14 protein-coding genes are annotated in these 14,153 nt (G+C 44.8%); 12 read left to right on the plus strand and 2 right to left on the minus strand.

The features are described from left to right. Nucleotides 1-44 precede the first annotated feature (44 nt). Nucleotides 45-257, minus strand: coding sequence for a 50S ribosomal protein L31 (gene rpmE, locus E5A76_RS19410; protein ID WP_008988141.1), 213 nt, complete (start codon nt 255-257; stop codon nt 45-47). 268 nt (nt 258-525) lie between these two features. Here rpmE and priA point away from each other — a divergent pair, with 268 nt between their 5' ends. From priA to rraA, 7 genes are all read left to right on the plus strand, one after another. Continuing rightward, entirely contained in the window at nt 526-2,727 is a 2,202-nt protein-coding gene (gene priA / locus E5A76_RS19415) for a primosomal protein N' (RefSeq protein ID WP_161119926.1), read from the plus strand. 185 nt (nt 2,728-2,912) lie between these two features. Then, on the plus strand, nt 2,913-3,935 hold the full coding sequence (gene cytR, locus E5A76_RS19420) for a DNA-binding transcriptional regulator CytR (RefSeq protein WP_316247351.1): 1,023 nt from the start codon (nt 2,913-2,915) through the stop codon (nt 3,933-3,935). A 160-nt stretch (nt 3,936-4,095) separates the two neighbouring features. Beyond that, a complete protein-coding gene (locus tag E5A76_RS19425; protein ID WP_107166689.1) occupies nt 4,096-4,845 on the plus strand; it encodes an SPOR domain-containing protein in 750 nt (249 codons plus the stop codon). Nucleotides 4,846-5,027: 182 nt separating this feature from the next. Continuing rightward, a complete protein-coding gene (gene hslV / locus E5A76_RS19430) occupies nt 5,028-5,555 on the plus strand; it encodes an ATP-dependent protease subunit HslV (RefSeq protein ID WP_005371875.1) in 528 nt (175 codons plus the stop codon). Between the two features lie 10 nt (nt 5,556-5,565). Further along, nucleotides 5,566-6,897, plus strand: coding sequence for an HslU--HslV peptidase ATPase subunit (gene hslU, locus E5A76_RS19435; RefSeq protein WP_045063306.1), 1,332 nt, complete (start codon nt 5,566-5,568; stop codon nt 6,895-6,897). Between the two features lie 141 nt (nt 6,898-7,038). Continuing rightward, nucleotides 7,039-7,947 (plus strand): 1,4-dihydroxy-2-naphthoate polyprenyltransferase, encoded by a 909-nt coding sequence (locus E5A76_RS19440; RefSeq protein WP_107166691.1) that lies wholly within the window; start codon nt 7,039-7,041, stop codon nt 7,945-7,947. Nucleotides 7,948-8,074: 127 nt separating this feature from the next. Then, a complete protein-coding gene (gene rraA, locus E5A76_RS19445) occupies nt 8,075-8,560 on the plus strand; it encodes a ribonuclease E activity regulator RraA (protein WP_045068197.1) in 486 nt (161 codons plus the stop codon). 100 nt (nt 8,561-8,660) lie between these two features. Here the strand turns inward: rraA and zapB are convergent, their stop codons facing one another. Then, a complete protein-coding gene (gene zapB, locus E5A76_RS19450; protein ID WP_008988148.1) occupies nt 8,661-8,903 on the minus strand; it encodes a cell division protein ZapB in 243 nt (80 codons plus the stop codon). A gap of 546 nt (nt 8,904-9,449) precedes the next feature. Between zapB and glpK the strand changes: the two genes are divergently transcribed. From glpK to E5A76_RS19475, 5 genes are all read left to right on the plus strand, one after another. Beyond that, nucleotides 9,450-10,973, plus strand: coding sequence for a glycerol kinase GlpK (gene glpK / locus E5A76_RS19455; protein ID WP_161119927.1), 1,524 nt, complete (start codon nt 9,450-9,452; stop codon nt 10,971-10,973). Between the two features lie 162 nt (nt 10,974-11,135). Beyond that, on the plus strand, nt 11,136-12,143 hold the full coding sequence (gene glpX, locus E5A76_RS19460; protein WP_161119928.1) for a class II fructose-bisphosphatase: 1,008 nt from the start codon (nt 11,136-11,138) through the stop codon (nt 12,141-12,143). Nucleotides 12,144-12,309: 166 nt separating this feature from the next. Continuing rightward, nucleotides 12,310-12,930 carry a helix-turn-helix transcriptional regulator gene (locus E5A76_RS19465; protein WP_053987477.1) on the plus strand — a complete coding sequence of 207 codons (621 nt, stop codon included), beginning with the start codon at nt 12,310-12,312 and terminating at the stop codon, nt 12,928-12,930. Nucleotides 12,931-12,939: 9 nt separating this feature from the next. Further along, on the plus strand, nt 12,940-13,683 hold the full coding sequence (locus tag E5A76_RS19470) for a ferredoxin--NADP reductase (RefSeq protein WP_161119929.1): 744 nt from the start codon (nt 12,940-12,942) through the stop codon (nt 13,681-13,683). 140 nt (nt 13,684-13,823) lie between these two features. Next, nucleotides 13,824-14,153 (plus strand): DUF3135 domain-containing protein (locus tag E5A76_RS19475; RefSeq protein WP_161119930.1); only part of this gene is annotated, 330 nt, incomplete at its 3' end.

Consider the following 14,153-nt stretch of genomic DNA (forward strand, 5'->3'; position numbering starts at 1 on the left):
GGATGCTTACGCATCCCTTTTTTCTAAATTCATCTGGCAAATGATTACTTGCTAGAAAGCGCACCGAAACGCTTGTTGAATTTGTCGATACGACCACCAGAGCTAACTTGACGTTGCTTACCAGTGTAGAATGGGTGACACTTGTCGCATACATCAAGGTTGATGTCTTTACCCATAGTAGAGTTAAATACGAAAGTGTTGCCACAAGAACAACGTGCGTTTACTGCTGTGTACTCTGGGTGAATACCTTGTTTCATGGGATAACCTCAAAATTAAGGCCGTGTCGCTCTCCCGATCCAAAGCCGGGCACCACACGTCGTTAAAAAATATCTTGCCACATTATGCGACAAATCAGGCGGCGTATAATAATCAATCATCTCACGGAGATCAACAGAGAGAAGGCTTTTTCAGCGCTGTATTTCTTCTCTGATCTTAGACAACTTCCCCTTCTCGTTCTTAACAAGGCTTATCGAGTTTCACTCGGTCTGGTATTATTCACTACACGCTCAATGACTGCAGTAGATTATGATCCCAAACATCGCCCGTGTGGCCCTTCCTGTTCCGCTAGATAAAACCTTTGATTATCTAATTAAATCTGATGACATGCCTGTGATCGGAGGACGTGTACAGGTGCCATTTGGTCGCCAGCGATTAATAGGGATTGTGACAGCACTGACCGATCATTCCGACTTTCCACTCGAGCAACTCAAAGCCGTACAAAAAGTCATTGATAAAGCACCGCTGTGGATGCCGCCATTATTCGATTTGCTTAAATGGGCAAGCCAATACTATCAATACCCGCTCGGTGACACCCTTGCCAATGCCATGCCTGCGCTGCTACGTAAAGGGCGTGAAGCATCACAAGCGACGTTAAAATTTTGGGCACTAACGGAAGCAGGTAAAGCACAACCGCTTAACGGTCTCACCCGTGCTCCAAAACAAGCTCAGCTACTGCGTTTATTACAAAATGGTCCTGTAAGTCATGACAGCTTATTAAATGAAGATGTCAGCTCTGCAACCTTAAAAGCTGTTAGCAATAAGGGCTGGATTATCGAGCAACAACAGCAGCAAAAAGATAAAAATTGGCACCAGAACTTTGCAGTTACAGAAGAAAAACCGCGCTTAAATGAAGAGCAAGCCTTAGCAATTGCCACCGTTAACAGCAATCCGAATTTTGGTTGTTATCTACTTGAAGGTGTCACAGGCTCAGGCAAAACCGAAGTTTATCTTAACTTGTTAGAGCCAGTACTGGCGGCAGGTAAACAAGCCCTTATTCTAGTGCCAGAAATCGGCTTAACGCCGCAAACGATCAACCGCTTTCGTCGTCGCTTCAATGTGCCACTAGAGACAGTACACTCAGGGCTCAACGACAGCGAGCGTATGGCAGCATGGCTGGCTGGTCGTGATAACCAAGCCGGGATCATCATTGGTACTCGCTCTGCGTTATTCACCCCATTTGCTAATTTGGGCATCATCATTGTCGATGAAGAGCATGACGCCTCTTACAAACAACAAGATAGCCTGCGCTACCATGCCCGCGATTTAGCCGTCATGCGCGCTAACAAAGAAAACATTCCAGTTGTATTAGGCTCAGCAACGCCAGCACTGGAAACCTTACATAATGCGAAAACCGCAAAATATCATCATTTGACCCTGACCAAACGTGCGGGTAATGCTCAATTGGCGCGTCATGGGGTGATTGATGTCAAAGGACTATACCTTGATGCAGGGCTCTCAGCACCACTGATTGCCGAAATGCGAAAACACTTAAATGCAGGCAATCAAGTGATGTTATTTCTTAATCGCAGAGGTTTCTCACCGGCAATGATGTGTCACGAATGTGGCTGGATTGCAGAATGTCCTCGTTGTGATGCGTACTACACCTTACATCAACAGTCGGGGGAATTGCGCTGTCACCACTGTGCAACACAGCGCCCGATCATGCCGCAATGTGAACAGTGTGGTTCGACTCAATTACTGCCTGTTGGGGTTGGGACTGAGCAACTTGAAAATCAATTAGCAACCCTGTTTCCTGAATTTAAGACCGTGCGTATTGATCGCGATAGTACCCGTCGTAAAGGGGCGTTAGAAAACTACCTTGAAGCGATCAAAAATAACGAATACCAAATTCTGATCGGCACTCAAATGTTGGCGAAAGGTCACCACTTTCCGAATGTCACATTGGTCGCCTTAATTGATGTCGATAGTGCGCTGTTTAGTAATGATTTTCGTGCATCAGAGCGTTTAGCACAGCTTTTTATTCAAGTAGCGGGACGTGCCGGACGTGCAAGCAAACCCGGTGAAGTGTTATTACAAACTCACCACCCAGATCATCAGCTTTTACAGTCACTACTGCATAAAGGCTATGGCGTGTTTTCACAAGCAGCATTAACCGAGCGCAAACAAGCCATGCTACCTCCTTACACTCATTTAGTGTTAGTACGAGCAGAAGCCAATGACAGCGACACCGTGTGCCAACTCTTACAGCAAATTCGTGGGATCTTTGAATCAAGCCCAGTCTACGATCAAGACTGCTGCGTATTAGGCCCTAATCCAGCACCACTGGCTCGTCGTGCTGGGCGTTACCGCTGGCAATTGATTTTACAAACCCCGAACCGTAAAGCATTACAACAGATTTTAAGCATAGCGAAGCCCGCTATCCAATTGTTACCGTTAGCAAAAAAGGTACGCTGGTCGATTGATGTTGAGCCGCAGGATTTAACTTAAAACAAACAATGCGACAAGGCTCACATAGCGAATGTAATTAATGCTAATTGGAGCATGTTTAATCCTATTCATACATTCTACAATATGAATAGGATTGACATATTTCAGTCAGTTACTGCTTGGTTGGTCGTTATCGTTGTTACTTTGACACTGAATCCACCAGCCGCATAATAAGAGAGATATAGATAAAAGAGGAAAGCAATATGGCGACAATGAAGGATGTTGCCCAGCTAGCCGGAGTCTCAACTGCAACCGTTTCTCGTGCGTTGATGAATCCGGAAAAAGTATCTGCCTCAACCCGTAAAAAAGTTGAGCAGGCTGTCATGGAAGCTGGCTATTCACCAAACTCGCTTGCGCGTAATTTACGTCGCAATGAGTCAAAAACTATCGTAACTATCGTTCCAGACATTTGTGACCCTTACTTCACTGAAATTATTCGCGGTATTGAAGAAGCTGCAATGGAGTATGGTTACTTAGTATTACTTGGTGATAGTGGTCAACAGAAAAAACGTGAAAATTCATTCGTGAATCTCGTTTTCACCAAACAAGCTGATGGCATGCTACTGTTAGGTACTGATCTACCTTTCGATGTTAGTAAGCCAGAGCAAAAGAACCTGCCTCCACTAGTCATGGCATGTGAATATGCGCCAGAGCTTGAATTGCCAACTATCCATATTGATAACCTCACCGCAGCCTTTGAAGCGGTTAATTATCTGACTCAAATGGGCCATAAGCGTATCGCGCAAATTACTGGTCCTGATCAAGCACCATTATCTCAATTCCGTCATCAAGGCTACCAACAAGCCTTGCGTCGTGGCGGTATTACGCTAAACCCTGCTTATACCGTAAAAGGTGACTTTACCTTTGCAGCAGGTGCTCGTGCAGTGACTGCACTCTTATCCTTACCTGAGCCACCAACTGCCCTATTCTGTCATTCTGATGTGATGGCCATTGGTGCCATGCAGCAAGCAAAACGTTTAGGTCTGCGTGTACCGCAAGATATCTCTATTGTCGGCTTTGATGACATTCAATTTGCCGAATATTGCGATCCACCATTAACCACGGTTTCTCAGCCTCGTTACGAAATCGGTCGTCAAGCCATGTTAATGCTGCTTGAAGTCCTCAAAGGTAAAGAAGTTCAAGCTGGATCTCGTCTGCTCGATGCCAAGTTAGTGATCCGTGAAAGTGCCGCGCCACCATCACGCTAGTAGTAAAAAAGGCTGTGAGCTTATGAAATAACCATAAGTTCACAGTTTTTGCACGCTCCTGACCTTAACCCTTGCTTTATTAGTGATAAAAACTAGTCAGTCTCATTCCAAATTTGTAACATAGAGGTCTGTCCTTCTCTCAACGTATTTGTCTATCATCGTGGCCACTAAAGATTATGTAAAACGCGGACGCTCGCCGAAACCGGCAAATAAGAAAAGTAGTCCTAGTCGTAAAAAAGCCCCTGCTCCTTCTGGTTTTCCTACCAAATGGGCCGTTACTGCTGTTGTTTTAGTGTTTGGACTGATCTCTGGTTTATTCTTCCTATCTGGCACTGATGTTCCTGAGAAACCCGCACCTAAAGATGACATCCCAACAATTGTGAAACCACAACCTGTTGATGCTGTGAAAAAGCCAGCACAGAAAGAAGTGTTACCGCCAAAACCTGAAGAGAAATGGCGCTACATTCATGAACTAGAAAACAAAAAAGTTATCGTGCCGGACGAGTTAGATAACCAACGAGTGCAACCTGTTAAAAAAGAGCCTGAGCATAAGCCCGCTCCAGCTAAGAAAACAGAGCCGGCACATATAAAAACAACTGAGCCTGCACACAAACCAGCAGAAAAAACGGTAGAAACAACAAAACCTGCCGAGAAAAAAGCAGAGCCAGCCTCTACCGTTCGCTACGTGTTGCAATGTGGTGCTTACCGTAAGAAGTCTCAAGCAGATGAGCGTAAAGCACAAATTGCATTCCAAGGCCTTAACAGCCAGCTAAAGGTCAGCAGTGATGCAAAAGGTACTTGGTATCGCGTGGTATTAGGCCCTTACTCTCAAAAGAGCAGTGCTGAAAAAGATAAAGCGAAGCTACAAAGTAGCGGTGTTTCCCCTTGTGGTATTTGGCATTGGGAATAACGCGCTAGTTTCTCTCTCATCACAAGAAGGACGTGCTTAGGTACGTCCTTTTTTTATGTATTTCTCACGTAATAATCGTGACCAATTCACAGTTAATACTTGAAAAGCCCTTCCGTCATCCCCAGATCTTTTAACATTAACGATACCGGCTATGCCGGCGCAGAACCAGAGAGGTTTACCCCGTGACAACTATTGTATCTGTACGTCGAAACGGAAAAGTCGTGATTGCTGGTGATGGCCAAGTTTCACTTGGTAATACAGTAATGAAAGGCAACGCACGTAAAGTTCGCCGTCTATATAACAATAAAGTACTGGCAGGTTTTGCTGGCGGTACCGCTGATGCATTTACATTATTCGAGCGTTTTGAGCGTAAGCTTGAGATGCACCAAGGTCATCTTCTTAAATCAGCTGTTGAGCTTGCGAAAGATTGGCGTACTGACCGCGCCCTACGTAAGCTAGAAGCATTACTTGCTGTTGCTGATGAAACAGGCTCTTTAATTATCACAGGTAACGGTGATGTGGTTCAGCCTGAGCACGATTTAATTGCGATTGGCTCTGGCGGTAACTTCGCCCAAGCTGCAGCTACTGCACTACTAGAAAATACTGATCTAGGTGCCCGAGAAATTGCAGAAAAAGCCTTAAATATTGCTGGTGATATTTGTGTGTTCACTAACCACAATCACACCATTGAAGAACTAGAAACTAAGTAAGGAAGTTGTAATGTCTGAGATGACTCCTCGCGAAATCGTCCATGAGTTAGACCGTCACATTATCGGTCAAGACAAAGCGAAGCGTGCTGTTGCGATTGCACTACGTAACCGCTGGCGTCGCATGCAACTTCCAGAAGAGTTGCGTGTAGAAGTAACACCAAAGAACATTCTAATGATTGGTCCAACCGGTGTGGGTAAAACAGAGATTGCTCGCCGTTTAGCAAAACTTGCAAATGCACCTTTCATTAAAGTAGAAGCAACAAAATTCACCGAAGTGGGTTATGTTGGTAAAGAAGTTGAAACCATCATCCGTGATTTAACGGATGTGGCAGTAAAAATGACCCATCAGCAAGCGACGGAAAAAGTACGCTTCCGCGCTGAGGAATTAGCTGAAGAGCGTATTCTTGATGTGCTATTACCACCAGCACGCGATGCTTGGGGTCAAAACGAAGCCAGCGAAAGCGAATCTTCTACTCGTCAATCTTTCCGTAAGAAATTACGTGAAGGTAAGCTAGACGATAAAGAAATTGAAATGGATATTGCAGCCCCACAAATGGGTGTAGAGATCATGGCACCTCCTGGTATGGAAGAAATGACCAACCAGCTACAGGGCATGTTCCAAAACTTGGCAGGCAATACTACCAAAAAGCGCAAGATGAAGATCAAAGACGCGCTAAAAGCAGCAACTGAAGAAGAAGCGGCAAAACTAGTTAACCAAGAAGAGCTGAAAGAGCAAGCAATCCATTCAGTTGAAAACAACGGCATCGTCTTTATCGATGAGATCGATAAGATCTGTAAGCGTGGTGAATCGTCAGGCCCAGATGTTTCTCGTGAAGGTGTACAGCGTGATCTACTACCATTAGTCGAAGGCAGCACGGTATCAACCAAGCACGGTATGGTGAAAACTGACCACATTCTGTTTGTAGCATCCGGTGCATTCCAAGTCGCTAAACCATCAGATTTGATCCCAGAGCTGCAAGGTCGTCTACCTATTCGTGTTGAGCTTGAAGCGCTAACCAGCAACGACTTCAAACGCATTCTAACCGAGCCAAATGCCTCTCTAACTGAGCAGTACAAAGCATTAATGGCAACAGAATCGGTAGAAATTGAATTCTCAACTGATGGTATCGATAGCCTAGCCGATGCTGCATGGCAGGTGAATGAGCGCACTGAAAACATTGGTGCACGTCGTCTTCACACTGTAATGGAACGCCTAATGGAAGAAATCTCTTACGATGCAAGCGAGAAATCGGGTGAGAAATTCACGATTGATGCAGCATACGTGAAAGAGCGTCTTGGCGAGTTCGTACAAGATGAAGATCTAAGCCGTTTTATTCTTTAATAAAACCGCCTATCACAATACAAAAACGGTGCCCTGCTGCACCGTTTTTTTTATTCTAAAATGACTATTCGTAGGATAAATTTGCGCACTGTCAAATTTCAGCCATAATAGCAATCCACTCATTATTTAAGTATATAGATTATGAAATCGTCTTCTTCACTCGCAGTTTGGTTAGATGCTGCAAGACCAAAAACCTTGCCTCTAGCCATCGCATCAATTGTGTGCGGTAGCGCAGTGGCAGGATGGCATGGAAGTTTTTCTGCTCTAGTTGCAGCGCTCGCTTTGTTAACCGCCCTTTTGCTGCAAATCCTTTCTAACCTTGCCAACGACTATGGTGATGCGGTGAAAGGTACAGATAACGATGATCGTTTGGGGCCTCAGCGTGCTATCCAGTCAGGCTTAGTTACCCCACAAGCCATGCGTAAGGCTATGATCGTCAATATCATTCTTACTGCCATCAGTGGTTTATCGCTGATTTTTATCGCCTGTAATAATCCTCATGACATTATTGGCTTCATGCTGTTAGGTGTACTCGCCATCATCGCATCTATCGCTTATACCGTGGGTAACAAACCTTATGGTTACCGTGGTTTAGGCGATTTATCTGTCTTGATCTTCTTCGGTTGGCTTGGCGTTGCGGGTACTTATTACTTACAAGCAGGCAGTATTGATTCTGTGATCATGCTACCGGCTACTGCTTGTGGTTTATTGGCTGTTGGCGTTTTAAACATTAATAATCTACGCGATATTGATAATGACCGCGCTTGTGGCAAACAAACGTTAGTCGTACGTATGGGGCCGGAATGGGGCCGTAAATATCACCTGTTTCTATTATCTGCGAGCGTGGTTTGTTTGACACTTTTTGCACTTTTCGAAACCAAATCATTGTTTGGTTGGCTGTTTGTACTGAGCGTGCCATTGCTTTATAAACACGGTCGCGCGGTTTACTACTCAAAAGACGGTGCTGAACTTCGACCAATGATGGCAACCATGGTCAAATGTGCCCTGCTCACTAATTTATTGTTTGCTATCGGGATCATCCTGTCATAAATCATTTTTGCGAATTGCAATGACAGATCAAGTGGTTATAATTTCAACAAGGCTCAATAGATGCAATCATCACGATGAGCCTTGTTAATTTTCATTCATTTTACTTCGTCAAATAAGAAGCCCGCTTATGGAATACAATACTTCTGAACTGTGTGATATCTATCTCGAACAAGTTGATGTCGTTGAACCCATGTTCAGCTCTTACGGTGGCCGCAGCTCCTTTGGCGGACAAATTACTACGGTCAAATGCTTTGAAGATAACGGGATTATCCGTGAAGTATTAGAGCAACCGGGTGCTGGTCGTGTGTTATTAGTCGATGGTGGCGGTTCGCTACGCCGTGCATTAATCGATATTGATTTAGCCCATCTGGCACAAGAAAATGAATGGGAAGGCTTGATTGTCTATGGCTGCGTTCGCCATGTTGATGAGCTTGATGAGTTAGATTTGGGCATCCAAGCCTTAGCCTCTATCCCAGTTGGTGCCGATCAGCGTGATATTGGAGAAGTGGATGTTGCTGTGAACTTTGGTGGCGTGACCTTCTTACCTGAAGATCATATCTATGCTGATAATACTGGCGTTATTCTTTCACCAGAGCCATTAGATATCGACTAATCGATTATCAACCGCTAGATAAAATTACGGCCCGGTATGTTGTCGTTCCTGAAAACAACATACCAAGCCGAAAACCGAAACAGATAAACTGAAATCAGTATTATTCTACGTGTTCCATTTTGCCAAGCAGTGTGCGAACACGCTCTTGCCATGCATTGTGATCGTTACGTAGTTTGTCATTTTCTTCAGCTAGACCTTGGCGACCGTTACGTAGCTCTTGTGCTTCCATCGCTAGGTTTTCATTCTTTTCTTTTAGTTCGTCAATTTCCATTTGTAGGATAGAAATTGTATCAATTGCCATCTGAACTTTGGCTTCTAGTTGTTCTAACATTTCAAGAGACATATTGTTTACCTGATCTAAGCCCGTATGCAGCATTAATCATTAAGTGCCTACGAGCGGGTTAAATTCATTCTTGCCTATTCTAGCGAGGCAACGAGTATCTGGCATCCACAATTCTAATGCTTTTGGGCAAACGGATGAAAATCACACAAGTCTGATATGATTTTTGCAAAGTGGACCGACATATTCGTCCACTGAGACAACCAAATAAAGTGAGAAGTTCATTTTTTAATGGGTTATCTTGCCTTTTCTTGCATTATTCCCTGTCAAAAAATGACTAATGAGCACGTCATCGTGTCATCACATATCCTGCACTCTATTTATATCGTAATTTGTGCACCCTGTTTAGACCCAATCTCACTTATCACGCGATTTTTATCATCATAGGTCTGCGACAATTGTTCGCTTTCCGCTTACGCTCCTTTGCCTGAATGATTTAAAATCCTCATCTTTTGACTAATTTGCAATTGTTGATAAACGCGTAACGCTTTAACAATACAGCTATCTTTATAGTTAGTAATAACAAGAATACACAGCAAGGATCCCACCATGACGACTGAACGAAAGTATATTATTGCACTGGATCAAGGCACCACCAGCTCACGAACTGTGGTACTGGATCATGATGCAAATATCATTTGTTCATCACAGCGAGAATTTAGCCAAATCTACCCTAAGGCAGGTTGGGTTGAGCACGATCCTCTGGAAATTTATGCGACACAATACTCCACCATGACCGAAGCGTTAGCCCACGCGGGTATTCAAACAGATCAGGTGGCAGCTATTGGTATCACCAACCAACGTGAAACCACCATTGTCTGGAATAAAAAAACTGGTAAGCCCGTTTATAACGCCATTGTGTGGCAATGTCGCCGAACGGCAGATATCTGCGAAGAGCTAAAAGAGCAAGGGCTAGAAGATTACGTGCGAGACAATACCGGGCTTGTGATCGACCCTTACTTCTCAGGAACCAAAATCAAATGGATCCTTGATAACGTTGCAGGCGCACGTGAGCAAGCAGAAGCGGGCAATCTTCTATTCGGTACTGTTGATACTTGGCTGATTTGGAAAATGACCCAAGGTCGTGTCCATGTTACCGATTACACCAATGCGTCACGCACCATGCTATTTAACATCAATAACCTTGAGTGGGATCTACATTTACTCGATAGCTTAAACATCCCGCTATCGATGATGCCGAAAGTGAAACCCTCATCAGAAGTCTACGGTAAAACCAATATCGGTGGTAAAGGTGGTACGCGTATTCCCATTGCAGGTATCGCAGGCGATCAACAAGCCGCACTGTTTGGACAAATGTGCGTCTCTCCCGGTCAAGCCAAAAACACCTACGGTACAGGCTGCTTTTTATTGATGAATACTGGCAAAGAAAAAGTCAGCTCAGAGCACGGCTTGCTTACCACGTTAGCCTGTGGTCCGAAAGGCGATGTCGCTTACGCCTTAGAAGGTGCAGTATTTATGGGTGGCGCATCCATTCAATGGCTCCGTGATGAGATGAAACTGCTGCATGATGCCAGTGAATCAGAAGCCTTAGCGCTTAAAGTGGGCTCTGCCAATGGGGTTTACATTGTGCCAGCCTTTACCGGTTTAGGTGCGCCTTATTGGGATCCTTATGCGCGCGGCACCATTGTCGGTTTAACCCGAGGCGTCAATGCTAACCATATCATTCGCGCCACATTGGAAAGCATTGCTTATCAAACCCGTGATGTTTTAGATGCCATGCAAGCAGACTCAAATATTGCACTGGATACCTTATACGTTGACGGTGGCGCAGTCGCGAATAACTTCTTAATGCAATTCCAAGCCGATATTCTTGCTACCGAAGTCCATCGTCCAGTCGTCACCGAAGTGACAGCATTAGGTGCTGCTTACCTTGCAGGACTCGCGATTGGCTTTTGGCAAAGCATTGATGAATTGCAGCATAAAGCTCAGCTCGATCGCCAATTTATTCCTTGCCGAGATGAGGCAAAACGTCAGCGTCGTTACCGTGGCTGGCAACGTGCGGTAGAGTGTGCCAAAGGCTGGGCACTCGATGAAGACGCCAACATTGATTAACCCCTTACCACCAAGCCGATACTTCCGTGTCGGCTTTCTCATTTAAATACCACTAAGATCATTGAAACTAAGCTTGATGTATTTTGCGCAATCGTTTCACTAACGCTTGTGGTAAACTCCGCCCAGTTTAATTACCTACTCGATTTTATATCTGGAGTTCTCATGAAACGCGATTTAGCAATGGCATTTTCACGTGTTACGGAAGGCGCTGCTCTTGCTGGCCACAAATGGCTGGGCCGTGGTGATAAAAACGCTGCAGACAACGCAGCCGTTGAAGTAATGCGCATCCTTCTCAACCAAACGGAGATCAGTGGCGAAATCGTAATTGGTGAAGGTGAGATTGATGAAGCGCCAATGCTCTACATTGGTGAAAAAGTCGGTTTTGGCGGTGACGAGGTCGATATTGCGGTCGATCCAATTGAAGGCACTCGCATGACGGCAATGGGTCAAAACAATGCCCTTGCGGTACTGGCTGCCGGTGAAAAAGGGAGTTTTCTAAAAGCCCCTGACATGTACATGGAAAAGTTAGTTGTCGGCCCTTGTGCTAAAGGCGTGATTGATCTTGATAAACCATTAGCGGATAACCTAACAGCCATTGCCCAAGCTCTAGGTAAATCACTGCAAGATCTCGTTGTGATCACCCTAGCTAAACCTCGCCACGATGATGTTATTAAACAAATGCAAAACATGGGCGTTCGCGTTTTTGCTGTGCCTGATGGCGATGTTGCGGCATCTATCTTAACGTGTATGCCAGATAGCGAAGTTGACGTGATGTACTGTATTGGTGGCGCACCAGAAGGTGTCGTATCAGCGGCCGCTATCCGTGCCCTTGGTGGTGATATGCAAGCTCGCCTGCTACCTCGTCATGAAGTAAAAGGTGACAGTGAAGAAAACCGTCAATTGGGTGAAATGGAAATTCGTCGCTGTCATGAAATGGGGATCAAGCCTCGTACCCTACTTCGCATCGAAGACATGGCAAAAAGCGATAACGTAATTTTCGCAGGAACAGGTATTACCAAAGGTGATTTACTTGAAGGCATTCACCGTCAAGGCAATATCGCAACCACAGAAACCCTGCTGATCCGAGGTCAATGTCGTACTATCCGCCGCATTAAATCGACCCACTACCTTGATCGTAAAGATGATGTTGTGAAGCCTCACATTATCTAATCGCACTTCTTTATTCTGTTAAAAAGCGTACTGCGGTGCGCTTTTTCTTTCCCTTTATCTCAATGCTAAGAAGCAGAATGCTCACCAATCATTAGAATTGTAAAGTGATTGCTTTATTTAATAAGCTGATCCCATAATACCGAGAAAGATAAGTATGTAGGTAGCTATGAAAACCATCGAAAAAATTCTCTATCATCTAAAAAGTGAAGGACCTGTCACTGCTAAAGTGCTTGCTGAAAAATTTGAGCTCACCACCATGGGTATCCGCCAGCATTTACAAGGCTTAGAAGATGATGGATTAGTGGATTTTACCGATGTAAAAGTCAAAGTCGGTCGTCCAACCAGACACTGGCAGCTAACAGAGAAAGGGCATCGACGCTTTGCTGATCGCCACCATGATCTAGCCGTACATATGTTAGAGTCAGTGGAAGATCTGTTTGGTAAGGCCGGTCTTGATCAAGTAATAGCAAAACGCGAACAACAGACCTATTTACATTATCAACAAGCACTATCGTCGTGTGAAAACCTCGACGACAAGCTTGCACGCCTTGCCCAATTACGTGCTCAAGACGGGTATATGGCAGAACTTATCACCACCGAAAATGGCTACACCTTAGTTGAGAACCACTGTCCTATTTGTCGAGCAGCACAGCATTGCCCAACATTATGCCAATCAGAATTGACTGTCTTTCAACGTTTATTGGGAGATGACGTCAGTATTGAGCGTCAAGAGCATATTATCTCAGGTCAACGGCGCTGCACTTATCGAATAACATCATCGAATTAGGAGGCCATTATGGCTGATTGGATTCCTGCTCAAGTTATTGCAAATCGCCATTGGAATAATGACTTATTCAGTTTATCACTTCAGGCAAACATTGAACCCTTCAAAGCTGGGCAATTTACCAAGCTCGGTTTAGAAATTGATGGGCAAATGATCCAACGGGCCTATTCGTTTGTTAACCCTCCTCAACAGCCAGTGATAGATATTTATGCCACTCGGGTAAGCGAAGGGCTACTCTCACCGCGATTACATGCATTAACCGCTGGCGATACCGTATTTATCTCAGCCCGTGCCAATGGCTTCTTTACCTTAGATGAAGTACCACAAGGAGATCACCTTTGGTTACTGGCAACAGGCACTGCAATTGGCCCTTATCTATCAATTTTACGCCAAGGCGATGTCTGGCATCGTTTTCGCAAAATCGTACTCATTCATGCGGTACGCTTTGCTACCGATCTCAGCTATCAAGCAGAAATCACTCAACTCAAACAACAATACGGTGATCAGCTTATTGTGCAGCCTTTTGTTAGCCGAGAGCCTTCACCTCTGTGTTTAACCGGACGCATCCCTCAAGCCATTGCTGATGGCCAACTTGAACGCCATGTCGGCCTGACATTACAACCGGAGCAGAGCCAAGTCATGATCTGTGGTAATCCAGAAATGGTTCGTGACACCAAGCAAGCACTCGAAGCGCGAGGGTTTATAAAGAACTTACGCCGCAAACCCGGGCAAATTACTATGGAGCATTACTGGTAATAAATTATCGTTATAAACCTGTATCAGATAGGAGATATTTACGCATAAAAATATGCGCATCTCCTATCATTCTCACCCCTAAGACACCGCAATGCGTATCCTCCGATATAATGAAAGTAATTGCACTTACGGAGTGAGTTATGGAAACGCTACCTGATTTTGATGAGCTGGCAAAGTTGGCACAAGACGATCCAGAGAAGTTTGAACAACTACGCCAACAATTAATTGAAGAAACCATTAATCAAGCCAATAACGGTATGCAGCCACGCCTTAAAGCGCAACAAAGCCACATCGACTTAATCATCAGCCGTGGTAAAAATCCCCTCCATACCACCATGTTGCTGCGTGATGAATTGCAACGCCAACTTGCTCGTTTCGCCCAAACCCTCCAACAACCTAGCGCCCAAGAAAACGCAGTGATCACCCCTATCTCTTCCCATCCAAAACAATTAGATAATGCAGATAAAAGC

Source organism: Photobacterium lucens, from assembly GCF_009873615.1.
GTDB classification, from domain to species: domain Bacteria; phylum Pseudomonadota; class Gammaproteobacteria; order Enterobacterales; family Vibrionaceae; genus Photobacterium; species Photobacterium lucens.

What these genes read in the sequence shown, in the direction of transcription:
- rpmE (WP_008988141.1), bottom strand. Translation starts at nt 257, where the DNA reads ATGAAACAAGGTATTCACCCAGAGTACACAGCAGTAAACGCACGTTGT.
- priA (WP_161119926.1), top strand. Translation starts at nt 526, where the DNA reads ATGATCCCAAACATCGCCCGTGTGGCCCTTCCTGTTCCGCTAGATAAA.
- hslU (WP_045063306.1), top strand. Translation starts at nt 5,566, where the DNA reads ATGTCTGAGATGACTCCTCGCGAAATCGTCCATGAGTTAGACCGTCAC.
- E5A76_RS19440 (WP_107166691.1), top strand. Translation starts at nt 7,039, where the DNA reads ATGAAATCGTCTTCTTCACTCGCAGTTTGGTTAGATGCTGCAAGACCA.
- rraA (WP_045068197.1), top strand. Translation starts at nt 8,075, where the DNA reads ATGGAATACAATACTTCTGAACTGTGTGATATCTATCTCGAACAAGTT.
- zapB (WP_008988148.1), bottom strand. Translation starts at nt 8,903, where the DNA reads ATGTCTCTTGAAATGTTAGAACAACTAGAAGCCAAAGTTCAGATGGCA.
- glpK (WP_161119927.1), top strand. Translation starts at nt 9,450, where the DNA reads ATGACGACTGAACGAAAGTATATTATTGCACTGGATCAAGGCACCACC.
- glpX (WP_161119928.1), top strand. Translation starts at nt 11,136, where the DNA reads ATGAAACGCGATTTAGCAATGGCATTTTCACGTGTTACGGAAGGCGCT.
- E5A76_RS19465 (WP_053987477.1), top strand. Translation starts at nt 12,310, where the DNA reads ATGAAAACCATCGAAAAAATTCTCTATCATCTAAAAAGTGAAGGACCT.
- E5A76_RS19470 (WP_161119929.1), top strand. Translation starts at nt 12,940, where the DNA reads ATGGCTGATTGGATTCCTGCTCAAGTTATTGCAAATCGCCATTGGAAT.